This is a genomic window from Acidianus infernus, from assembly GCF_009729545.1.
Taxonomy (GTDB): domain Archaea; phylum Thermoproteota; class Thermoprotei_A; order Sulfolobales; family Sulfolobaceae; genus Acidianus; species Acidianus infernus.
Genome location: NZ_WFIY01000004.1, coordinates 1452823 through 1475452, shown reverse-complemented (window position 1 = coordinate 1475452; position 22630 = coordinate 1452823). Strand labels below are relative to the sequence as shown.

Sequence of the window (22630 nt, the reverse complement as noted above, 5' to 3'; positions counted from 1 at the left end):
GATTATGCAGATAGATTCGTACGATGTATTTATAGAATTTGATTTTAAGGGATTACAGTATCATGGAATAGAAAAGATAAAATTAAGTACAGAGGACAAAGTTATATTAGATGCTGAAGGCGTTAAAGTTACCAAGGTAAGCATTAATGGTAAAAGTGTTGACTTCTTAGCAGATGATAAGACTGTAACAATATCTACTGGCAATTTTTCTGGAATTATTGAAGTAGAATTTGAGGGTAAAGTAAGAGACGATTTGGTTGGAATGTATATAGCACCTTATGATAATTCCTATATCTTCACTACTCAATTCGAGTCTTCTCATGCTAGAAAGTTTATTCCATGCGTTGACAATCCGTCATATAAGGCAGAATTCAAGTTTACTGTGAAAGTTGACAAGGATCTAGATGTAATATCTAATATGCCACCTCAAAAAATATATTATGAGGGAGATAAAAAAATAATAGAATTTTTAAAGACTCCTAAAATGTCTACATATTTAATTTACATGGGAGTAGGAAAATTCGAAGAATATTATGATTATTCTTCTCAACCTATAGTTATAGTGGCTACTGTACCAGGCAAGATTTCAAAAGCTAAAATTCCCGCCGATTTTGCGAGGAAGTTTATCAAGTTTTACGAAGATTATTATGGAATAAAATATCAATTACCTAAAGCTCACTTTATAGCAATTCCAGAATTCGCATTTGGGGCTATGGAAAATTGGGGCGCAATAACTTTTAGAGAGACAGCATTACTAGCTGACGAGAACTCAAGTATAAGGCAATTAAGAAGAGTAGCTGAAGTAATAGCCCATGAACTAGCCCATCAATGGTTCGGAGATTTAGTTACTTTGAAATGGTGGAACGACTTATGGCTTAACGAAAGTTTTGCAACTTTTATGAGTTATAAGGCAGTTAATTGGCTTCATCCAGATTGGGACTATTGGGGTGAATTTTTGTACAGCGAAACTGCAGGAGCGATGGAAAAGGATTCTCTTCATATAACACATCCTATAGAAGTTGAGGTCAAAAAACCAGAAGAAATTGAACAATTATTTGATGATATAAGTTATGGTAAAGGCGCAAGTATATTAAGAATGATAGAATCTTATATGGGAGAAGAAGAGTTTAGGAAAGGTATATCTAATTATCTAAATAAATTCAGTTTCTCCAATGCAGAAGGTAGAGATTTATGGAATAGCTTAGAAGAGGCTTCTGGAAAGCCTATAAGTAAGATTATGCCATCATGGATAGTGCAGGAAGGCTATCCTTTGATAACTGTAAAAGTTAAGGATAATATAATTAAATTCGAACAAAGAAGATTTATGTTAGACGGCAGTACTGATGATAAAATTTACATGGTCCCATTAACTTTAGAAGTTAATGGAAATAAGAAAATTTCGCTTCTTCTTGATTCTAAAGAGAAGGAGTATAATGCTGGTGAGAAGGTAAATTCAATAAAGGTTAACTTGAATAGAGCAGGATTTTATAGAGTTTACTATGACGACTTAAAGATCTTAGGAAGCATGAATCATTTAGAGAAGTTTGGATTGATTAATGATTACTTTAATTTCCTTTTAGCAGGAATTATTCCATTTGAAGAGTACGAGAAAATAGTTCAATCTATGATGAATGAGGAATCTTATTTGCCTGTATTAGAGTTGGCATCGCAACTTTTTATGTTATATGCTATAAATCCTAAGAAATATAGTAATCTTGCTTTACAATTTCATGAATCACAAGAGAAAATATGGAAAACAAAGACTGATGCATTAGGTAAGCTTACTTACTCTAAAATTATCGAAAACTTAGTTCAAATGGACTATAATTTTGCATTAGAGTTATCTAAGGAAATGACTAACTTTTCTTCGATAGATCCTAATAAGAAAGATGCAGTGGCAATGGCTTATGCAATAGTTAATGAAGACTCAGTATTTGACGAAATTCTAGATAAATATAGAAAGGAAAAATTTGATGAGGAAAAAATGACTTATTTAAAGGCAATGTTATCGTTCAAGAAACCTTATCTTGTAACTAATACCTTAAGTTTGAGTTTAACAGGAGAAATAAAGAAGCAAGATATTGTTAGAGTGTTGCCTATAGTAGCGTATAATGTAGAAGCTAAGGAGGCTGTATGGAGCTGGTTAAAAACATATATGGATAATATTAGAAAATATTACCAAGGAACAGGAATATTAGGAAGAGTACTATCTGATGTCTTACCAATCTTGGGTATAGGAAGAGAGAAAGAAGTAGAAGAGTACTTTAATAAGCATCCAATGCCAGAGGCAGAAAAAGGAATAAAGCAAGGAATAGAGAAATTAAAAATCTTCTCAAGACTTGCCTAAATTTGTTATATACGATATGAGTTTTATTGCATCGTTTTTTTGAATTTCGTCATATATAATGATATCAGATGAATTCTTTGAATTTAAATTGCATGATAAAAGTAACGATTTATTGTCTATTATTACGATGCTAAAACTTAATGCATTACTTTCTATAATATTAAGTTTTTTTGCTAGAATATTTCTAGTTGATGTCAATTCATCTAGAGTTTTTTGAACCTCAATATTAAGCATATTAAGTTTACTTTCCTCTACCTTTATCATATTTCTTATATATATGAACTGTATTATATTAATTATTATAATAATTATGGATGATATTAAAGTAACTAACGAATGAATTGTGTTTCTAATAAGGAGAACTATGAGAATGGATATTGAAATTATAAGTATAATATATCTTAATCTCGAATAAATAATAATTTTATCCCTTAATCTTAAATAACTCTTTTTTATCTTATTTTCTTCATCCTTCTTATAACTAATTTTTTGATTCGCGAGCCATCTAGCCCAGTTCTTATCAGATGTAATTATTGTAGTTTGTACTCCGCTTGCAGCTCTATTTATTATTGCTTCTATAAAATCTTCAGAAAATCCGCCAGTAGCTATAGTTATTTCATCTGTAGCTCTATTTAATAATTCCATAATCTTTGGAAATATATTTTTTGCATATTCAATTTTCATATTTGTCACGGTATTACTTCAGTAGAATCTAGCGTAGGATCGTATTTCAAGTCACTAAGTTTTATTATTCCTTGTTCTATTAATTCCTTTATTGTTGGAATTATTGACAATACAGTTTTTAAATATTCTTTAGTTATTTCATCAACTTCTTTAAATCCTTCTTCTCCCCAGTAGTTTTCCTTCATGGAATATAAGCATCTTCCTCCACAGTATTCTTTAAATTCGCACTTTTTGCATATTTCTGGTAGAGGATCTTCAAGAAGTCTAAATCCTGAGTTAACATTTCCTAAAACGGCCCAATTTTCCCAAACAGCGATTGGACAAGATAGTATTCTCCCATCAGTAGTAATAGCAACGGATTTATATCCTGCTCCGCAAGGAGATCCTTTATATCCGCCAAAGAAATAAGCGCTTAATACGCCAAGAATCGGAATAATTTTTATTACTTTCCCTTTTTTTAATTCTTCCAGAAATAGATCTACCAATTTTTTTATTCCAGGTAAATAGGATTCTTTAGCCCATTTCTCAACGTTCCATTTATCACTCCATATTACATTCAGCTGCCAATGTATTTTATCAAATATTCCCAACCTTAATAAGTGAGTTACTTCTTCAAATATGTCAGAATCTTGCGTTACGGTCATTCTTGCAATAGTTTCTATCCCTAGTGATTTAAGATATCTAGCGTTTTTAACTACAATATCGTAAATATATTTACCTCTGTGCTTTTCCGTTATTTCCTTTCTTCCATCTATCGATAGTAGCGCAACGTTAATTTTCTTCCAGTAATTTTCTGGAAGAAGCTTAATAAGCGTACCGTTTGTTTGTATTCCATATCTTTTTGCTTTTATGTAATCCAAGAATTTCATAATAAATTTGGGATTAGATAAAGGCTCACCGCCATAGAATATAACCGTGGCTTCTGGATCTCTCTCAATTAAACTCTTTAGTTTATTAATGTCGTATTTAACATTCCAAGGAACAACATCTTTAGGAAAAGATCCACCACAATAATCGCACTTTAGATTGCATTTACCAGACGTAAATACTAGCCATAGCACAAGTAAAATACGTAGGAAATTTTATAAAATAATCGCTTATTGTCAAATATTAATTGATATAAAAGAGAAGTATTCATAACATTTATAATTTATAAGTGTGAAATTAAAATGTGATAAGATTAGATAGATTGAGTAGACTAATGATTTTAGCAGGTATTATTATGTTACTTTCCAGTATAATTTTGGGCGATATTCTACTTCAAGTAAATTCTTCATCTCAAGAGCTCATTATACCTCCTCATGGCACTTTAGTAACAAGCTTTAATTCAAATAGTATAGTAGTTTTTCAAGGAAACGGAGTTAGTATTCATGGAAATAATATCTATACAATAGGCTGTAAAGTAATTAATCTTCAAGGTAAGGTTAGTATAGTAAATAATTCGTCTTGCTCTGTCAATTTAAATGAAAAAACAATACTATTGCCACGACTTCTCTATATCATTATTTTTCCTATAATTATAATAGGCGGTATTATATTTATTTCAGGAATTCTGATCTCTATGTATTTGAAACTAAGATAACATTTGTGAAGCTAATTTTGACGCTATATCCTCTTGATATTCTTTAATTTTATAGTATAGAAGTAATGCCTTAGATAGCCTTTCCATGGCATCATTTAACGATTCCTTAGTTAAAGGCCTAGAGAGGTCTATTGAAATTCTTAAGTAATCGTCTATATCTTCATACTCTATTCCTTTGCTTCTCGCAATATCGTTTACAAGATCCACACCATTAAATGTTTGTAAACCTAAATCTGGAGAAGTATATAACTTGTTACCTTCTATCATAATTGTAATAAACTCCCTCCAATATCTAGGTTTATATAATGCTTCTCTGAATTTATCAATTTTCTCAATTTTATTTGAGAATGCATACTTTATGTCCTCTGAAGTTTCTATCGGATATATTAAGATACCATAAGTATCAAATTCTTTTGTCATATATTTTCCTTCTTTTCCAGATATTATTTGCCAGTCATCGTCACTAACTATTGTGTACTTTGAAATGGAGTCCCTAAACTCGTAAAGGTTAAAATGTATTTCTATAACTGCTTCAGCGGTGGTCCTTTCATCATAACTCATGCAGTGCTCGACCTCATCACTTTGTATAAAATTATTATTCAGATTCTAAAAACTTATTTCATCAATCAAAGGGGTGGAACGTCATCACTTATTTTCTACTATGTAAATCTTATCTCTCCATATTATTTCCTTTTTCCTCCAGCTTAATATTAATACAATCCATGCAAAATAAATACCTATTATAGATAATAACGAGGGTAAAATAGCCTTCCTACCCAGTCTCCTGCCTCTAAGTAGATTCTTTATTATCCATAACAAAAAAGGTAATAGGAGGAGAAAATTTTTAACCAAAATAAGAGAAATTAATAGTATTACCATATACAATCCAAACGGTATAAATGCTCTTGCTCCTCTATAAGAGTAAATTTTCACTGTTAAGACCTGTCTCTGTGCCCACTTAAATAGGTTATGTTCATCGTAAATATTAAGCGGTATAGCGTTGCCTATAAAGCCTATTTTTCCTTTTCTTTCCTTTACTATCCTAGTAAGAGTGCAGTCATCGCACCATTCTTTGCTTAAGGATTTAATTACATCTTTGTTGAAGAAATTTCTTCTAAATGCCATAGAACCTCCCCATAAGAAAGTACCACCTATAGCCTGAGATTCTATGCCCAATGTCCAAAATCCTGCCCTTACTAGATTTTTTAACGTCAATCTAGCAGGACTAGCAAAGGAAAAAGTTGTAGTCGCCATGTATTTACTTAATGGCAATGTCAGTTCTCTTAGCCAGTATTTTGGATACCATGTATCAGAATCTCCAAAAACTATTATATCTCCATTACTTCGAAGTAGACCAGAAATTTGAGCTCTTATTTTCCCGCTGCACGTATTGCAATTATAAAATGTATGAACAATTTTTACATTGTATTTCTTAAGTATATTCTCAATAGTTTCTCTATAGGGATCATCTGGATCTATCACGTAAATTATTTCTAGCGGCTTGATATCTTGGTTAAGTAGAGATTTTACGTTTTCCTCAAAATTCTCATCTATGCCTCTAACTGGTATTATTATGCTTATATTTCCGCGATAATTACCTTCTTTAGGTTCTTTAAAAAATTTCTTATTCTCCGCATAAATTTGTATGAGTATGCCTAGATCTAATAAAATACTAGATATTAATATCATTATGATAATAAGGTTCATGACTAGTCAGAGTACCAGAATAAAAAAATATTAACTGCTATTAGCTGTAATTTTTTCTAAAAATCTTTTTATTTCTAGATATCTTTCGTCAAAAGTAGAAATATTACTTATAATTGTAGATACCTTAGTATTGGGCATCCAGTTAACACAGTCCTCAGAGGAAAATGTTTCCACGCTACTAGAATCAAGCCAATATATAATTCTTAAGCACTTATTATTAACTGACAAGGACATTTTTAGCCTTCTTTCGCTTTCAAATCTTGGACTATTTTTTAGAAAATCTCTTCCTATATCATAATCTATGTAATCAATGTTAAAATCCAGGTATCTTTCTGGAGATACGTTTTCTACATTAAGGTCCTCTACAAAATTTTTAAGTAAACTAACTGGAATTTCGTATCTTAGACTGTTCTCATTTAAATCTTCGACTATTCCTGGCTTTAGCGAATTTAGTATGGAATTTATTTCAGTTATGGCATCTTTACCTTTTTTAGTAGATAAATTGTTAAAATCAAATAGCTTGCCATTAGAAAATGTGAGTCTAAAATCCTTTGTAAATAATCTCAAGTATCTACATGAAGAACTTGCAGTAAGCTCTATGACGTTTCCTCTATTATTACAGTAAAAATTTAGAGATTGAGGTTTACAAGTAAATTTTATACTTATTTCTTTAATCCACAAGTTTAATCGCCGATTATTAATGTTGGTTCCCTTTTTAGTGCCGATTCCCAGAACATTATTTCAAATCTTACGCTATTTATAAATGGCGTAACAAGAGATTCTGAGTATTTTATAGAGTTTAATGCCTCAAGGATTGCATCTACTCTTGATTTGTATTCATCAGACGCATAAAATTCAGCCCATTTTGAATATAATTCATTAGGAGAATCTTTAACGAATTTACCTACTTCATAATATCCCCACATACATGGCGCCCATGCAGCAAGAAATTCTTCCCAGCTTCTAGTAGAATAATAGTATAAATGTCGTGTATATGCATAATTTACTAGAGAATAACCCGTATTCCTTATCTCTTCATGAGAAATGCCAAGCCTTGATAATAGCCAGCTATGAACTTCTATGCCCTTATCTCTAGTGTCAAAGATTGATTTTAGAATCTTTGTGGAATGGGATAAAGGAGCTAAAGAAGAAGCTCGCAACAAGCTTTTTAGCATAATTTCGACATATTTAGAATCTTGTATTAAATAATATCTAAAAGATTCTAAATCTAGGCTCCCTTCTTTCATCTTAATTACAAACTCGTGTCTAACGTAATTTTCCCATAGCTTTCCTGCTTTTTCTCTCAAAATATCGCTATTCATTTTAACCTTGCACCTCCATCAACTGGAATTACAACTCCATTAATCCATTCTGCCTCATCAGTTAATAACCATGTTATAACTCTAGCAAAATCTTCTGGCGGGGCTTTTACGTCTCCCAGCTTTCTTAATTTTTTCCAGTCTCTATTAGGTTGAAAATCTCCGTAAATCCAACTAGGTGCAATTCCTACTACTCTTATTTGCTTATCTAATAATTCTGAAGCTAAAACTTCTACAGCTTTCGCAGTAGCAGATTTCGAAATTGAGTATGAAAGCTGATTTGGAAGTGCCTTATCTATTCCTCTCATGGCTGATACCAGCACAATAGTAGAACCTTCATTAAGATAATTTAATGCGGCAGAAATAATATAAAGTGGATATTTCACGTGGTTATTTATCATTTCATCTAATCCGGTAAGATTCTCTACATTATCCTCTATGTATCCCCCTATGGAAATTACTATTCCATCAAGTTTTCTTTTAATTAATTCGTAAGATTTACTTAGTACGTCTTTTGCAGAGCTAAGATCTACTACTCTCTCTGCTATATAATTTATTTCGCCTAGATTTTTTAACGAATCGACTATTTCTTGAAGTTTTTCTTTGTTTCCAGAATTAACGATTACCTTTGCTCCTTCCTTTAGTAAAAAATACGCCAATGCGTAACCTAAACCTTTACTTACGCCAACGATTAGTATTGCCTTATCTTTTAACCTCATAAAAGTATTTTAGCTCAACTTAGTTTTAAGTAAAAGTTTAATTTTCTCTTTATCGAAAATAGGCATGCTGCATGTATTTCCTATACATATGTAAGCTCTACTTTTTCCTCTATTATCGTTAAGCATAGATCTTAACGTTGAGTCTAATCTGTCTTTAATATCATCAGAGATTTTTTCAACGACTTTTAAAGGATAATATGTGGTCATAGCTTCCTTATGTAAATCCTCAGCTTTATCATCCTTTTCATCAACTATAACAACATGAGCTATCCCATTTATGATACTGCCTGCAGAAAGTAATAATCCAGATACAAATGAAGGATCGGAATTTACTAACTTAGATAAAATTTTTTCTATTTCAATATCTATTTTATATAACATTGATAGTTTAAGTATCCCTCTTACTGCTAAGGAATTTGCTGACTCATTAGGCATGTCTCCATAAGGTAATTCCCCATTAGGCTCTTCAAAACCATCAGCTCCTAAGAAATCCTTCAGTTTATTGTATAGCTCTAGAGATAATGAATAGTATCTTTCATCAGCTGTTACCTCATATGCGGAAATTGATGCTAATAATGCTGATGCATAATCTTCTAATAGACCTTCTTTTCCTCCAGTAAGTCTTCTACTTACTGTGGGTGTTAAGTTCTTGATAATTTTTAGGCCATCATCTATTTTTAATGATTGAAATAAAACTTCAGCTAATCTATAATTGGGATAAGAATAAGAGTTTGTATCTACTCTAGGCATTTTCCTATTTTTCTGTCTATATTCAAGCATTCTTCTCCTTAAATCTCTAAGTTTTTGCAAAATAATATTAATATCAGTATTTATAAGCTTTTTTGCCTCAGCTAAATCAACTCTTAAAACTTTTCTACCTTCAACTACTCCACCTTCTTTCCTTAATCCAAAAAGCTTTATTGCTAATTCTGCTTCTTGACCCAAGGCATCTTTTATTTCTTCTTCTGTCCAAGTATAATAACCGCCTTCTATGCCATCGCTGTCTGCGTCTATACTATTTGAAAAAGCTATGGAATTTTCTAAATCTCTTTTTATAAATTCATAAGTTAAATTGTATGCCTCAAGAAATTCGACTTTTCCAGTTGCTAAGTAAGTCACATAGTAATCTTCTAATAATTCTGCGTTATCTATAAGTAGTTTCTCAAAATGTGGGGTTATCCATTCTCTATCCGTGGTATATCTATGGAATCCTCCACCTACTTGATCAAAGATACCGCCTTCAAACATTTTAATTAATGTGAAATTGTTTAATTTCTTTCCTAAATCATCTCCAGTCCAAGCAGAGTAAGCTAGCATAAATTCATCAACTTTAGGGTGAGGGAATTTCATACTTTTACCTAGTCCGCCGTATTCAAGATCATACGCAGAAGTTAATAATGAAAATGAGGACTCTATTAAATCCTTATTAAGCTGTCCTTCATTTTCAGTCTTGACTTTTATTGATAAAGGTATTGCCGAATTTAATATTTTATCTCTTTCAGTATTCCAAATTCTAAGAATTTCATTTAATAATCTTTTAAATCCAATCCTACCATAGGAATCCTCTGGAGGGAAGAAAGTACCGCCAAAGAAAACATTACCTTCTGGAGTCATAAATACCGTAAGTGGCCATCCAGATTCTCCAGATATTTCACTTACTATTAATTGTAGTTTCCTATCAACTTCTGGCATTTCATCCCTGTCAACCTTTATTGCGATAAAGTTCTCATTAATTATCTTAGCAATTTCTTGGTTAGAATAAGTTTCCTCATCCATTACGTGGCACCAGTGGCACCATGCAGCCCCTACATCTACAAGTATTAACTTATTCTCCTTTTTGGCTTTTTCAAATGCATCTTTTGACCAAGGAAGCCAATTTACTGGCTGATTTGAGGCCTCTCTTAAATATAAACTTTCTGAATTTGCTAAGCCATTCATTGTATAATGTTGTTAAAATAAAGTTAAAAGTTAAGTTGGACTATGTTTTCTTTTAATATAAATATAAATTCCTCCTAGGATTACTAGTAATCCTATACCTAGAAAATTTACCGAAGAGAATATTGGAGATTTAGCTTTTCCAAAATTAGCTATTACGCATGTGTTATTACTAGCGATTAGCCACATAGTTGGATATGTATAATTATTATTCCAGCTTATGAAAGACTCACCGTTTGTTCCCCTTGCGCTTAAAGTTATTAGACTTCCATATAGCACTTTTAATTTAGTGGATTGATTAACAATTTCTTTGCTACCATTTTGAAAATTAACAATCACTTTGCCAGTTCCATTAATTTTTATGTTTATCCAGACATATATTGGAAACGCTTTTATTACTATTTTACTTAGATTATTTGGATTAAATGTTAATGATGATACGTTCATACCATTTATGGAAATATTATAACCTATTATAGTCTCATACGCAGTTATAGTAACTGAAGTATTAGGAAGATACAAAGTTTTATTTGTAGTTATTAACTCTATATGATTACAATATTCCACAATAGCAGAAATTCCTTTACCTTGGAAGAGAATATTTACCTCATAAGTAGAACTTGCTTCCAGTACAGTAGCGGTGCTTATTAAAAATAAAAGGAACAATGGTAATGCTTTCTTAATCATAGCCTTGATTTTTAATAAAATAAGTAGAGAGAAAGGTGAAAGTCTTTTAAGCATTATTGCCTATAATAAGATCGAATGAAGACCTCAACCTAACCTGAAGAGTGATGACGGGTTGTTCCTCCTGATTGATTGGTATTATTTTGTATATAGATAAATGTAAATTAATCGTCAGGTTTATTGTGAAAGTATTACTTGGAATACCTGACGCTAGAATCCCGATATGGGAGCTTAACACCCCTCTAATGATTAATCAATTAGTTTGGGATAACATTACTTGGGATAATGAAACTTGGGTAGATAGTGGTGGTTATCAAATAATGGTTAAAGGGTTTTCCCTACAAGTGGATGCAGTATTAAAGAAATATCTCTCTCTCCATGCAGATAATTTCATGAGTTTGGACGTACCGTCGTTTTGTACAGACGTAAATGAGATAAATTTTAGGAATTTTGAATATTTATATGAAAAAATAAATGTAATGCCAATAATCCATGCCTATACTCCAGACGGTATAGAGAAAGCGATAGAATTCTATTCTCAATATACAGATAAGATGGCTTATGGAGGAATAGTTCCGCCATCATTAAGCGGTAGTAAAAAGCTAGTTATCATGATCTATCATTACTTGAGAAGAAAAGTGAAATACCTTCACGTCCTTGGTGCAGGTTCGCCATATATGAGAGAATTATTCTTCAATGCAGATAGTGTAGATACTGCGACTTATAGGATAAAAGCCAGTCGTGGTTTAGTAATAATTCCAGGAAAAGGTGAAAGATATGTTGGAGATAGAAAAATAGTATGGAAAGCTAAAAGGGCTACCGATGAGGACATAGAATTACTATTAGACTTTCTTGAGAGAACTAGGTTTCCCTATAAAGTTGATTTAAAGAACTGGGTAAGTAGAGCTCTTATAAACGCATGGGTGTTACTAAATTCCAAATATGAGGAACACAACTATTTGATAGATTTTTCAAGGAAAGTTGATAAGATGGGCTCTGACTATCTAAAAGGTGAAATAGAGGAAATGTGTAATGCAGTGTCCTCCTCTTTCAGGGCCACCAATAATTAAAAAAGATGGCGTAGATCTATTTAAAAATCCTATAGTAAGAAAATGGTATGATTTCTTCATAGAGAATTGGCAATCTAAAAAGGAAATAGCTTTCCTATTACCTTGCACTTCTATTAAGCCATATAATAGGTCTCCTACCCATAAGTTAGCTTATTCTATAGCAAAAGGTAAGGATTATATTCAATTCTATTCAGTATCGGAACCTATGTTGCTTGTTCCTAGAGAATATGAAGAGTGCTATCCATTTAATTCTTATGATTATCCTCCATCGATGATGACAGAAGAAGAGAAGAAGGAGTTTGTTGATCTTCTCTCCATTATGCTTAGGAAAATATCTTCTCAACATGAAAGAATAATTGCTGTATTACCAAGGCATCATTATAATATAGTAAGCAGGGCATCCGAAAAAGCAGGCATTAAGATAGAAATGCATCCTTATGGTAGATTAGCGTTTAAAACGATAAGCGAAGTATTAAAAACGTTATAATGCCAAGAGTCTTTTAACCAATCTTTATTAAGCATATTAATCATGTTAGCGGAAGGTAAGACTATAGGTATAGTATTACAGAAAAGCGAAGCAAGCTCTATACAAGGGTTGTTAACTCCAGAGTATGAAGTTAGCCCGGGTCAGCTATTCCTTATTAAGGATAATAATAAGTTATCATTAGCTAGATTAGAGAATTATGAGTATATTAATGAATTTTATGATGAAAAAATTCCTATAGTGAAGAATATTCTTTCCGAAAATACTTCTTTTGATTTACTAAATATGAATACAGTAATTAAAGCTGAAATGAGTATAATAAAACGATATGGGCACAATTCTTCTCCCATGCCAGGTTCTTTAATAAAGACCCTTCCAGAGGAAAAAGACGAGAGCTTCCTATCAGAATTCTATGGTGTAAAAAATGCTGCAGACTATGTAAAATATGGAAGATTAGCTGGTTCAGATATACCATTATTATTAGATCTTAACGCAGTTACCATGCATGTAGGAATCTTCGGAGAAACTGGAAGTGGTAAAAGTTATAATATGAGATATTTAATTTATCTATTTTCTAACCTAAAAATAATGGGAAAGAATACCGCTTTGCCAATGATAATAATTGACGCTAACGGAGATTATGTAGACTTTAGTAATATAAATATAGATTTAGTTTCTGGAGGCCGGAAATGGATAAAGAAATATGTAATAAGAGACCCTAAAAGCGATACAGAGACTAGGCTCACTATTGACTTAAGTTTATTCACTCCAAAAGATTTAGCGGATTTTATTATTTCCCTTAAGTATGGAGGGAATGAAATAAATTCACTGCAATCAAATCTGTTAGATTATATTATTTCGCAACATGATCAAAAGGAATATAATAACCTATTAGGCAAGGAAGAAGGAATAAGCTTAATTCAACAAGAAATTTCTTCAAATCAGAATCTTAAAGAATTAGGCTTTAGCAGCAGTACTGCAAGAGCTGTAATAAGTGCTTTGGAAATTTTTAAAGATAGGATAGTAAAAAGGTATAAATTAATAAGTAATTCCTCATCAATAAATGAACAAATCTTAGATGTTATATGGAAGGAAAAAGGGTTGGCAATAATTGATTTTTCTGCTGACGGCTCTCCCGGAGTTGATATTCCTACTAAGCAATTAATAGTGAGTTATATATCAAGGCTCTTATTAAATTATTTAACAAAAGCAAAGTACTCTGGCTCACAAAGGCTGATTGCCTTCGTAATAGAAGAGGCTCAAAATTATATTCCTTCGAACGACTATCCCATTTCTGCAAATATAACAAAGGAATCATTAGTTACGCTTGCAACACAAGGCAGAAAGTTTGGAGTCTCATTATTCCTAGTAAGTCAAAGGCCTGCATTTGTTGACAAGTATGTGCTATCAATGCTAAATACCTTCTTCTTCCATAGAATCTATCATGAAGACCTAAAATACGTAATGTCAGCATCTGGTGGGCTTCCAGAATCTTTAGCTAAAGGGTTAACGTCATTAGATACGGGCTATGTTATAGTCTCTGGTTTAATGTCAGCACTTAAGGTTCCAGCGTTGGTGAGAATACCTTGGGATCCTAGGTTAGGGTCATACGCAGGAAGTGTAGAAAGAATTGATAGGGTTTTAATTGAAGATTCATCTAAATGACTTGCAATTATCGAATAAGTGAGACAGCAGCAGATTCTAAATCCCTTTATGATTTGTATTTGTGTATCTCCTCTAAGACTAGGTATATAGATAGGTTAAAGTTCTTTAGACAAATCGGCTGGGAAATAAAGAGGCTTGAAAGCCCCAGAGAATCGCCAGAAATAATTGCAGTATTAGCTGATTGGGGTCAAGGCAAGACCAGTTTCTTTAACATCATAGAAGAAGCATTAAAGCCTAGAAATGTCAATATATATAAAGATTCTTTTGTAAATATACTTAAAAAAGAAAAGGGAGATATAACTTTTATAAAAAATTATCCAGTGGTTCTTATTGACGAGATAGAATCTGCAGTTGACTTTGCTGTATACAGGCAATACCAAGATTATATAAGGGATTTCTGGATATCGCTAAAGGAGCTGGCTAATTCTAAAGGCAATAATATAGTATACTTGTCTACAACCCCAAGCGCTTATTCAAAAGTCTTTGGAGTAGGTGGTCAAATAAATTCATTATTTCCAGAAACTTATTATTCATTTATACAAAGGATAAAGACAATTCAAATAATGCCACCATCAAAGCTAGAATTTCTAGCGATGATTGACTGTCTGCTCGACTATAATGGGAAAGATAAGGAGATCTTACAGTATTTAGACTTACCTTATTGGATAATTAGTCAAGAAAGGAGAAAATATGCAAGATTCTTTAATGATATACTTTGTAAGTCCTTTGAATTTAAAGATCCAATAGAGCAACTGTTCAAAGAAATTTCTATAGCCAACGACTTAAACGACGAAGGAGAAACTTTGAGGACTCTTGTTACAGAACTTGAGAATAAAATGGATAAAGAAGAAATAAAAAAATTCCATAAAGTTCTACTAAGTAGAATTTTTACCGATAAAAACTTAATTATAAAAGAATTGGAAGGACATATAGTTAAAGGCTTTCTGGTAGATTTTCCTAGTTGGGTAGAAATAACTAAGGAGTATAAAATACCTCAGGATGTTGAGGACTTTTTAATATTTTACTCTAATTCGTCTGAATTTGACAAGAGTGTAAGTGTATTTGTCTCAAGCGATATAAATAAGGTTATTTATGAGGGAATAAATATTGATCTTTCTGACGTGTATAAGAAGCTAAAAGTTAAATCAAAAGGAGAGGCATATGCTCTAGAATGGGGATACTACGAGTCCTTAGTAAACACTAATGTTGGAGGATTAATAGTAGATTTTAGAAGCAGAGAAATAAAAGAAAAGGCTCTAAAATTTGTTAATGACAGTTTACTAGATATAGAAAAAGAGATAGATTCTTTTATCGTTTTTCTAAAGGAAATAGGCTTGAAGTTTAATCAAAAATACATTGCTAAAAATATTAGAATAATTGAATGCGATCTAGGAAATTCTGGAACTATAAATTTAATTATTTATAAACCTATAGGAGGAGAAAAAGCGATAAAAGAAATCTTAAATGAGTATGATGGAATAATTCATGGCATAATATTCCTAGGAAAAAGTAATGAAGATCTAAGTAAATATTCAGTAGTTCAAGCTGAAATAGAACTGTTTACTCCTATTAAAAGGCAATTACTCTACTTACTTTTCTCCAGCTTAAATCCGGATCTTACTAGGATAAGAAAAGATGTGTTAGATATAAAATTAGGTGAGTTAAAGAGAGAAATAAATGACACAATGAGTAAAATTTTACAAAAAGTTACGATTCAACAATTGCCTTTAACAAAGGGAAATAAAAGACCAATACAATCTTTAAACTGGGTATTATTCTCTCCTTCAATCTATCCAGATAATTATCAGAACGTATTCATGAAAGTAAATCAAATAGTTAATGAAAAATTTAGAATCTTTGGGAGTAAACAGTTTCATTTAGAAGATATAGAAACTTCGTCTTCTCTAAAGGATGATATTATTACATATCTAACAGAAAATGAAATAATAAATTCTAAAGACGGAGGAGAAATAATATATTATGATGATCTAGCTGGACAGAAAATTAAGGACTTCTCGTCAACTCTAGTTGGCTATTTAAGGCAGAAAGGGTTCAATATTGAAAATTTGATAATTGAGTATATTTATTACTTAAGTGAAATAAAAAACGTTAAACCAAAGTTAATTCAGATAGTTGGAAAAATATTCGGAAAGTCTCCTACAGTGGAATTTTTGTTATATTCGTCAGTTACAACTGGGGAGATAATAAACTACGTAGATGATAAAGATAGGCTAATCAAAGATCTTCTAGATCAATTAGATAAAAGCATTGAAGAAATTAAGTCAGAGGATTTGAATGAAGGATATTTTATAACTGTTAAGAAAAGAGATGCTGGAATAAGAAGCTTAAAAGATATGAAAGATTCTATTATGGAATATTATAATCAGTTGAATCTTGCGATTAAAAATGGCGATTATAGGAATCAGCTAAGGCTTGCTTTCCTAATATTAACGTTATATTCTCTATTTAAAGAATTTGTAAATCAGACAATAAACGCACAAAATGAAATTACTAAAATAAAATCGTATATACTAGCAAAGCTAGATGTAATAAATAAAGCTAAGAGAATTCTAGGAATTAATGAGGAGCTAGAGGAAGAAAAGGAAATTAAGGAGATTCTGACTTACTTAGAGTCTGGAAAGGTGTTAAATGAGTTTTATGAGCTTATAGAAAGAACTACTAAGGCTAAGAGAAACGAGGATTTAATGAATTTTATTGATACTATAAAGAAAATATCTCATAATGAAGATAATGATAATTTATATCTAATTGCCTGGGAAATATACAAGACAAGTATAGATGGTACTCCTTTACCTTTCTTTGACGAGCTAAAAAACACTGCAATCTATAGGTATAGCGAGAGACTTAGGGAAATAGGATCAAATATTACGAGGCTTCAAGCTGAAATAGAGTCTATAGAGAAAATAAATCCAGAAATAAATAAATTGAAAAGGGAAATAAATAATCAAGAAAAACAGATTCATGAATTAATTAAAACAATAAAAGGTGAGTTGAATGAATTTAGTTGATATATTACTTAAAATTCAAAACGAAAAAAATTCATTAGATTGGGAGAATCTGAAAAAAGAGTACATGGAGCAAGGTGAAATAATAAAATCACTTGAATTTACAGTCTCAAAAATTCATTCAATAAAGCAAGAATTAAGAAAATGTTCATTAAACGAGGTTAGCGAGGAATATCTGACGATAAAGAATTATTTGATCAAGGCTAAAAATAGCGATAATCCTAGGGAGATTATTTCATATATTAACAATGCGTACGAAGAACTTAAACATTGCTTAAAACTATCTGAAGACATAGTTAAGGAAAAGATTCAGAAATACAAAGAAATAATAGAGGAAAACAACAGGAAACTTAAAACGTATCTAAAAATATTCCTAACAATATTAGGAGAGTCCAAGGATTTGCGATTATTTGAAATTACAGATAATCTTGAAGAATTAGAAAGAAACGCTAAAGAATCTGAAGAAGAGGCTAGAAAAATTTACGAGGAGCTTAAAGATAAACTGTCCAGATTAAATATAGAAGGTAAAAGGCTAGAGATTTTACTCTCTCTACTTGATCAAGGTCAAGTAATTATAACAAAACGTAATAGCAAAGATGTTATTGAATTATTACGTTTTCTATCAGAAAAAGGAATAATAATTACGGTGAAAATTTGAATTCTATTGATATATTAAATAAGATAAAAAAGTTAGCGGAGGAGGAAGACGAAAAAGCTAGAAAGGTAGATGCAATACTTTCCTTGGTTGCCGAGGATATATATTATGGAAATTCAGATTTGGAATTTTTGGAAATAAATAATGCGATAAATCCTCACATAGCTTGTGCGGTAGATGGTAGTAAATATCAGCTTGATGTGGGAGATTTTTCACTAATCATTGCTAGAGCAGTAAAAGTTAAAGGTATTTCTGGAGAAAAAGGCAAGAGAATTCCTCCAGATATTAAAGAGGATGTAAAGCTTGAGGATAACTATTATGGGGAAGATAAAGTAGGCAAAGATGCAATACTTCTAATGTTAACGTTAGAGACTGAAATTTTAAGTTCGTGCTCAGACTGCGATGTGATTTTTATCGATGGCCCTATTATAGATCCTCCCACTTACGACGATAATGATGAAGATTTAAAGAAGTTTCACGAAGTTAGAAAACTTGCAATTTCCACCAATGATAAAATTATAGGTATTGTAAAGAGATTTGCACAAAGGTTTCTCATAAATAAGCTAATTAATGATGGTTATGCGCAACTTATTGAAGCTAGAGAAAGCTATATTGTTCAAAATCTATTTTATAAACTCAGGCAAAAATTTAAGGATTACAAAAATCCGAGATTTCTAGGTTGGATATCTTGGGATTCTATTTTCTCATCAAATTATACTGCAGATTTAACTGCATTAGGAAAGGCTTACATGAAGTATAATATAAAATTATATTCGGGATATTTTCAGCAAAACGCCATTTCTCCAGTAGCAAGAATTGACGTATTAAGCCCAGACAATAATATACTGGCATACATTGCAACATGGAGTTACCCGGGGATAAACGAAGTCACAATTTTAAATAAGTTAGCTGATGATATATCTAACGTAAGTAAGGCAGAAGCAGAAGCTTATTTAAATTTGCTTATCTCAGCTAGGAAAATTCTGCCGATGATGAGAAAGGCTTAATGAATTGATGACTTGTCCTAGTCCAGCTGAGGTTAATCATTTTTAAATAATTGCAAACATTTTTCTCCGTGGACAATAGGAAACTCTTTGCGGACGCTGTATTTCTAATAATGAAGAAAAACCTCTCTCCCGAAAGAGCATTTGATATAGCATTTAAAAAATACATGCAGGGTGATAGAAAAGAGCTTTATAGAGAATTTCTTGAATATATTAAAAAATATTTATATGAAAGAAATGTATATCCAGGCATAAGTCCTAGAGAAGTGGATATGACAATAAAGCCGGATCCTATGCTATCGTTTCCTAAGTGGATATTTGAAAGACTTTACGCGCTTTTAGGAGAAGAAGGAATTAAAGGGATATATAATCATAAAACTTGGGCTAGAGTTAACGAACTAAAGGCAAACGTTAATGATGTAGTCAGATTATTGGAATCTGAAGGATATAAAGTAAAGAGGACTGAAATAAATTTTCTCTTAGAAATAGAAAGTTCTGATAAACGCATCTCTGATTCTACTGCGTTTAAAGAAGGACTCTTAATACCTCAAGATAAGTCAAGCGTTCTTGCAGTAATGATCTTGGATCCAAAGCCTTACGAGAAAATCTTAGAAATAGGCTCTGCACCAGGAGTCAAATCTTCTTTAATCCAACAGCTAACTAGGAACAAATCTTTCCTCATCTCAATAGATATTTCTGAAAAAAGAATTATGCAACAGAAAAAACTTATGGAAAAATGGGGCGTGCATAACGTAGAGCTAATTGTTGCCGACGCGTTACATTTACCAATAAGAAAAGCAGATAAAGTATTTATTGATGCTCCTTGTAGCAATAGTGGAACAATAAATGTTGATCCATCAGTAGTGTTGCGTTTAAATAAGAGGAAATTGCACGAGCTTTCATCAATACAAATAGGAATACTTAAAGAGGCTAGCAAGTTAAGAACGCAAGTAGTTTATATAACTTGTTCTTTATTTCCTGAGGAGGGAGAAAAAGTTGTAGAAAAATTTGAAAGGAACTTAGTCCGTATTCCTAATGAAGGTCATGAAGGGTATAAAAAAAGTAGGGTTTGGTTAAGAGTGTTCAGGACGTATCCGCATAAGGACTTTTCAGAAGGATTCTTTATTGCAAAGTTGGACTTTTCATCTCCTCATTCCTTCCAATAACGTAAAGCATTACGCTCATGTATTCTCTCATATGCCTAGTTATTAGGAAATTATTTTTAACGTGCTTATGGGCATTTTCTCCAATTTTTTTCGATATTTCAGGATTCTTTAACGTATGAATAATGTAATGTGCCGCGCCTTCTACATTATCAACTAGGTAGCCTGTAATTCCGTGAATAATTTGTAGAGGAATTCCTCCTGTTCTTCCACCTATTACTACTTTCTTTTTCCACATTGCTTCGCTAACAGTTAAACCGAAGCCTTCTTTAATGGATTTTTGTAATACAACTGAGGCTCCTGTTTGAAATGCGTTTATTTCAAGATCGCTATAAGGTGGTAACATTAATAGATGAATGTCCTTATCGTCTCCTGCCTCTTTGACAGTTTTCTCGTAAACTTCTTCTCCTTCTGGATCATCAGTGGCTGGACTGCCTACGTAAGCTAACTGAAGTCCATCTATGTGCTCTTTAGCTAATTTGAAAGATTTAATTACTCCTATAGGGTCCTTAGCATAGTCAAATCTTGAAATCTGAACAACTAAAGGTCTTTCAGTATCAATTCCGTATTTATATAATATTCTCTTTACAGTTATTTCTGGAATAGGTTGATTCTTTATAGATAAAGGGTCAATTGATGGAGGAATTATAAATTGTGGAATACTAATGTCATCCCTCGCAAAGGCTGGAGTAGAAATTATCATTGAATCGTAATTTTCAATTTTTTTCTTTAAAAATTCCCATACTGGAGCATAAGGATTAGAAATATCTATGTGACATCTAAATATCCATTTTCCTTTTTTTCTAAATTTAATTAAACCTAAAGGTTGCGGATCATGTATCATTATTATATCATAATCTAAAGGTATTTCGTTTGCGTTAATTTCCTGCCATTTTTCATATGTTTCAAAGGCATTGGGGGGTAATTCTCCATAACCGTTTTGTAAGGAGTTGTGGAACGATTTTGTAACTCTAAAGAACTCAGTATCTCCTCTTATTACTTTCCAATCTACATTAAGTCCTAAGTCTCTCATTAGAGGTACCATTCTATTTAAGATCTCCGCTACTCCCCCTCCAGCTCTAGTAGAATTTACATGAAGTATTGAAAAATCTTTAAGTTTTTCTGCTATTTTTACTAGACCATAAAGCTCGTCTTCTCCTATTATCTTTTCATATTTTTCTATCATTTTAATAACTCACCTTCCAAAATTTTTAACAAATCTTGCCTGAAATCCTCTTCTTCTGTGTAAGTTTGAGGATCTATTTTTGCTATTTTCTCTCCTAAGTCTATTAAACCAAAGTTCTCCTCTAACCACGTTGTAAAATCATTTCTCTTACTTAAGCCCATTACTCTTTTGTATACGAAATGATAAAATAAAGATCTTACTGGAACTTTGGCTATAGCATCCATAAATTCTGCTAACGTCCTTACTTCTACATTTAAAGGATAGACTACGGGAATAAATGAAATAAATACAAAGGGATAGTCGGCTGTCTTATCTAAATGAGTAGAGGTGTTTAGCAATTCTAAAATTTCCTTTCTTATATCTTCTATAGTCAAAGGCTCTCTACCTTTTATATCAGCGACTACTTCAGCAAGGTATTCGTCATGAAGGGATTCTCTAAGCCAAAAAGCAAAGTCGTTAGGCAAATCTTCCGGCACTACATGAGAAGAAAGCATTGGATGGAATACATGGTAAAATATTGAATTTTTATCTACAATTGAAACACCTTTTATAAGTTCTGATAACGAATTTGCTTTAACCTTGGTGTATATTGGAGGATAATACGCGGCATAGAATTTAAATGGAATACCTTTTCCTTGACAATCGAGGTTCATAATACAAAAATGGTTTAAAAAGTTTAAAACATTTTATGCAGATATGGTACTTTAATACAGATTATGATTCGTACGCTTCTGCATACATTTCTTCTGGTAATTCCTCAACTATTTTCTTTTTAACTTCTTCCAAATTATTTAGAACCTCTTGCAACGTATTATATTCAGTTGGAATATATTTTAATCTACCGTAAGACATCATATATGATCCAGGACATAAGAACTTATTCTTTACGATTATTGCATCAACACCAAGGTCTAGTATAATTCCCATAGTTGCTTCTTTGCTTACGTTATATGCAGGATTCTCGTATTGTTCTACTACCTTCTTTTCTTCATCTATTACTCCTATTATTTCAGCCTCATCTAAAGGCTTTAGATTTTGCTCCTTATCATACGTTACAGCTATTTTCATAGTCATCTATTGTTTCAAAAGCTTATATAACATTTGCTAATTAACTTTCATAAAGAGTGTTTTAAAAATTACAAGCAAAATGATGATTATGACAATAGTAAAAATAGTCTATTGTAGGCCTTGTGGATATTTAGATAGAGCGTTAGAACTGGCTAGAGACTTACTACAATATTTTGAAAATGTAAAGGTAGAGATTGAACAAGGTAAAAATGGAATATTTGATGTTTATTTAGATAATGAACTCATTTTCTCAAGGTATAAAGAAAAAAGATTTCCAGAAAATATGGAAATCTTAAAGGAGGTAGGAAAAAGAATAAATAATAATTGATAGT

Annotated in this window: 22 protein-coding genes; 10 read left to right on the top strand and 12 right to left on the bottom strand. The window is 31.7% G+C overall.

What is annotated here, in order from left to right:
* The first annotated feature begins 1 nt into the window (after position 1).
* Complete coding sequence (locus D1867_RS08535) at positions 2 to 2347, top strand: M1 family metallopeptidase (protein WP_338078117.1); 2346 nt, start codon at positions 2 to 4, stop codon at positions 2345 to 2347.
* Here D1867_RS08535 and D1867_RS08530 read toward each other — a convergent pair.
* Both D1867_RS08530 and D1867_RS08525 read right to left on the bottom strand, forming a co-directional pair.
* Positions 2333 to 3031 carry a hypothetical protein gene (locus D1867_RS08530; protein ID WP_155863764.1) on the bottom strand — a complete coding sequence of 233 codons (699 nt, stop codon included), beginning with the start codon at positions 3029 to 3031 and terminating at the stop codon, positions 2333 to 2335. The genes D1867_RS08535 and D1867_RS08530 overlap by 15 nt on opposite strands.
* Positions 3032 to 3036: 5 nt before the next feature.
* The gene (locus tag D1867_RS08525) at positions 3037 to 4092 is read right to left on the bottom strand and encodes a radical SAM/SPASM domain-containing protein (protein ID WP_338078012.1); all 1056 of its coding nucleotides are present in this window, start codon (positions 4090 to 4092) and stop codon (positions 3037 to 3039) included.
* A gap of 110 nt (positions 4093 to 4202) precedes the next feature.
* On the opposite strand from D1867_RS08525, the gene D1867_RS08520 reads away from it, so the two are divergent.
* Positions 4203 to 4613 (top strand): hypothetical protein, encoded by a 411-nt coding sequence (locus D1867_RS08520; protein WP_155863763.1) that lies wholly within the window; start codon positions 4203 to 4205, stop codon positions 4611 to 4613.
* Here the strand turns inward: D1867_RS08520 and D1867_RS08515 are convergent.
* The 7 genes from D1867_RS08515 to D1867_RS08485 form a co-directional block, all read right to left on the bottom strand.
* Positions 4605 to 5174 (bottom strand): hypothetical protein, encoded by a 570-nt coding sequence (locus tag D1867_RS08515; RefSeq protein ID WP_155863762.1) that lies wholly within the window; start codon positions 5172 to 5174, stop codon positions 4605 to 4607. The two genes, D1867_RS08520 and D1867_RS08515, sit on opposite strands and share 9 nt — an antisense overlap.
* An 84-nt stretch (positions 5175 to 5258) precedes the next feature.
* A complete protein-coding gene (locus tag D1867_RS08510; RefSeq protein ID WP_155863761.1) occupies positions 5259 to 6320 on the bottom strand; it encodes a glycosyltransferase family 2 protein in 1062 nt (353 codons plus the stop codon).
* 30 nt (positions 6321 to 6350) lie between these two features.
* Positions 6351 to 7001 carry a hypothetical protein gene (locus D1867_RS08505; RefSeq protein WP_155863760.1) on the bottom strand — a complete coding sequence of 217 codons (651 nt, stop codon included), beginning with the start codon at positions 6999 to 7001 and terminating at the stop codon, positions 6351 to 6353.
* Positions 7002 to 7003: 2 nt separating this feature from the next.
* Positions 7004 to 7642: a TenA family protein gene (locus D1867_RS08500; protein ID WP_155863759.1), complete on the bottom strand. Its 639-nt coding sequence runs from the start codon at positions 7640 to 7642 to the stop codon at positions 7004 to 7006.
* Positions 7639 to 8358 carry an SDR family NAD(P)-dependent oxidoreductase gene (locus D1867_RS08495; protein ID WP_155863758.1) on the bottom strand — a complete coding sequence of 240 codons (720 nt, stop codon included), beginning with the start codon at positions 8356 to 8358 and terminating at the stop codon, positions 7639 to 7641. Before D1867_RS08495 ends, D1867_RS08500 begins: the two co-directional genes overlap by 4 nt.
* 9 nt (positions 8359 to 8367) lie before the next feature.
* Positions 8368 to 10296: a thioredoxin domain-containing protein gene (locus tag D1867_RS08490; protein ID WP_155863757.1), complete on the bottom strand. Its 1929-nt coding sequence runs from the start codon at positions 10294 to 10296 to the stop codon at positions 8368 to 8370.
* Positions 10297 to 10326: 30 nt separating this feature from the next.
* Entirely contained in the window at positions 10327 to 11034 is a 708-nt protein-coding gene (locus D1867_RS08485; protein ID WP_155863756.1) for a hypothetical protein, read from the bottom strand.
* Positions 11035 to 11159: 125 nt separating this feature from the next.
* On the opposite strand from D1867_RS08485, the gene D1867_RS08480 reads away from it, so the two are divergent.
* The 7 genes from D1867_RS08480 (at position 11160) to D1867_RS08450 (ending at position 20047) form a co-directional block, all read left to right on the top strand.
* Entirely contained in the window at positions 11160 to 12047 is an 888-nt protein-coding gene (locus D1867_RS08480) for a tRNA guanosine transglycosylase family protein (protein WP_240872202.1), read from the top strand.
* Positions 12010 to 12534: a DUF5591 domain-containing protein gene (locus tag D1867_RS08475; RefSeq protein ID WP_155863755.1), complete on the top strand. Its 525-nt coding sequence runs from the start codon at positions 12010 to 12012 to the stop codon at positions 12532 to 12534. The genes D1867_RS08480 and D1867_RS08475 overlap by 38 nt, the downstream gene beginning before the upstream one ends.
* 39 nt (positions 12535 to 12573) lie before the next feature.
* Positions 12574 to 14196: an ATP-binding protein gene (locus tag D1867_RS08470; RefSeq protein WP_338078116.1), complete on the top strand. Its 1623-nt coding sequence runs from the start codon at positions 12574 to 12576 to the stop codon at positions 14194 to 14196.
* Positions 14193 to 17225 (top strand): hypothetical protein, encoded by a 3033-nt coding sequence (locus D1867_RS08465; protein ID WP_155863753.1) that lies wholly within the window; start codon positions 14193 to 14195, stop codon positions 17223 to 17225. Before D1867_RS08470 ends, D1867_RS08465 begins: the two co-directional genes overlap by 4 nt.
* Complete coding sequence (locus D1867_RS08460; RefSeq protein WP_155863752.1) at positions 17212 to 17880, top strand: hypothetical protein; 669 nt, start codon at positions 17212 to 17214, stop codon at positions 17878 to 17880. Before D1867_RS08465 ends, D1867_RS08460 begins: the two co-directional genes overlap by 14 nt.
* Complete coding sequence (locus D1867_RS08455) at positions 17877 to 18884, top strand: DNA double-strand break repair nuclease NurA (RefSeq protein ID WP_155863751.1); 1008 nt, start codon at positions 17877 to 17879, stop codon at positions 18882 to 18884. The genes D1867_RS08460 and D1867_RS08455 overlap by 4 nt, the downstream gene beginning before the upstream one ends.
* Before the next feature lie 68 nt (positions 18885 to 18952).
* A complete protein-coding gene (locus tag D1867_RS08450) occupies positions 18953 to 20047 on the top strand; it encodes an RsmB/NOP family class I SAM-dependent RNA methyltransferase (RefSeq protein WP_338078011.1) in 1095 nt (364 codons plus the stop codon).
* Here the strand turns inward: D1867_RS08450 and D1867_RS08445 are convergent.
* The 3 genes from D1867_RS08445 to D1867_RS08435 form a co-directional block, all read right to left on the bottom strand.
* The gene (locus D1867_RS08445; RefSeq protein ID WP_155863750.1) at positions 20004 to 21230 is read right to left on the bottom strand and encodes a glycosyltransferase; all 1227 of its coding nucleotides are present in this window, start codon (positions 21228 to 21230) and stop codon (positions 20004 to 20006) included. The genes D1867_RS08450 and D1867_RS08445 overlap by 44 nt on opposite strands.
* Positions 21227 to 21883, bottom strand: coding sequence for a DUF5752 family protein (locus D1867_RS08440; RefSeq protein WP_155863749.1), 657 nt, complete (start codon positions 21881 to 21883; stop codon positions 21227 to 21229). Before D1867_RS08440 ends, D1867_RS08445 begins: the two co-directional genes overlap by 4 nt.
* 61 nt (positions 21884 to 21944) lie before the next feature.
* A complete protein-coding gene (locus tag D1867_RS08435; RefSeq protein ID WP_155863748.1) occupies positions 21945 to 22298 on the bottom strand; it encodes a NifB/NifX family molybdenum-iron cluster-binding protein in 354 nt (117 codons plus the stop codon).
* An 88-nt stretch (positions 22299 to 22386) separates the two neighbouring features.
* Here D1867_RS08435 and D1867_RS08430 point away from each other — a divergent pair, with 88 nt between their 5' ends.
* Positions 22387 to 22626: an Rdx family protein gene (locus D1867_RS08430; RefSeq protein ID WP_205737147.1), complete on the top strand. Its 240-nt coding sequence runs from the start codon at positions 22387 to 22389 to the stop codon at positions 22624 to 22626.
* The last annotated feature ends 4 nt before the right edge of the window (positions 22627 to 22630 follow it).

What these genes read in the sequence shown, in the direction of transcription:
- D1867_RS08530 (WP_155863764.1), bottom strand. Translation starts at nt 3,031, where the DNA reads ATGAAAATTGAATATGCAAAAAATATATTTCCAAAGATTATGGAATTA.
- D1867_RS08515 (WP_155863762.1), bottom strand. Translation starts at nt 5,174, where the DNA reads ATGAGTTATGATGAAAGGACCACCGCTGAAGCAGTTATAGAAATACAT.
- D1867_RS08510 (WP_155863761.1), bottom strand. Translation starts at nt 6,320, where the DNA reads ATGAACCTTATTATCATAATGATATTAATATCTAGTATTTTATTAGAT.
- D1867_RS08500 (WP_155863759.1), bottom strand. Translation starts at nt 7,642, where the DNA reads ATGAATAGCGATATTTTGAGAGAAAAAGCAGGAAAGCTATGGGAAAAT.
- D1867_RS08495 (WP_155863758.1), bottom strand. Translation starts at nt 8,358, where the DNA reads ATGAGGTTAAAAGATAAGGCAATACTAATCGTTGGCGTAAGTAAAGGT.
- D1867_RS08490 (WP_155863757.1), bottom strand. Translation starts at nt 10,296, where the DNA reads ATGAATGGCTTAGCAAATTCAGAAAGTTTATATTTAAGAGAGGCCTCA.
- D1867_RS08485 (WP_155863756.1), bottom strand. Translation starts at nt 11,034, where the DNA reads ATGCTTAAAAGACTTTCACCTTTCTCTCTACTTATTTTATTAAAAATC.
- D1867_RS08475 (WP_155863755.1), top strand. Translation starts at nt 12,010, where the DNA reads ATGCAGTGTCCTCCTCTTTCAGGGCCACCAATAATTAAAAAAGATGGC.
- D1867_RS08465 (WP_155863753.1), top strand. Translation starts at nt 14,193, where the DNA reads ATGACTTGCAATTATCGAATAAGTGAGACAGCAGCAGATTCTAAATCC.
- D1867_RS08460 (WP_155863752.1), top strand. Translation starts at nt 17,212, where the DNA reads ATGAATTTAGTTGATATATTACTTAAAATTCAAAACGAAAAAAATTCA.
- D1867_RS08445 (WP_155863750.1), bottom strand. Translation starts at nt 21,230, where the DNA reads ATGATAGAAAAATATGAAAAGATAATAGGAGAAGACGAGCTTTATGGT.
- D1867_RS08440 (WP_155863749.1), bottom strand. Translation starts at nt 21,883, where the DNA reads ATGAACCTCGATTGTCAAGGAAAAGGTATTCCATTTAAATTCTATGCC.
- D1867_RS08435 (WP_155863748.1), bottom strand. Translation starts at nt 22,298, where the DNA reads ATGAAAATAGCTGTAACGTATGATAAGGAGCAAAATCTAAAGCCTTTA.
- D1867_RS08430 (WP_205737147.1), top strand. Translation starts at nt 22,387, where the DNA reads ATGACAATAGTAAAAATAGTCTATTGTAGGCCTTGTGGATATTTAGAT.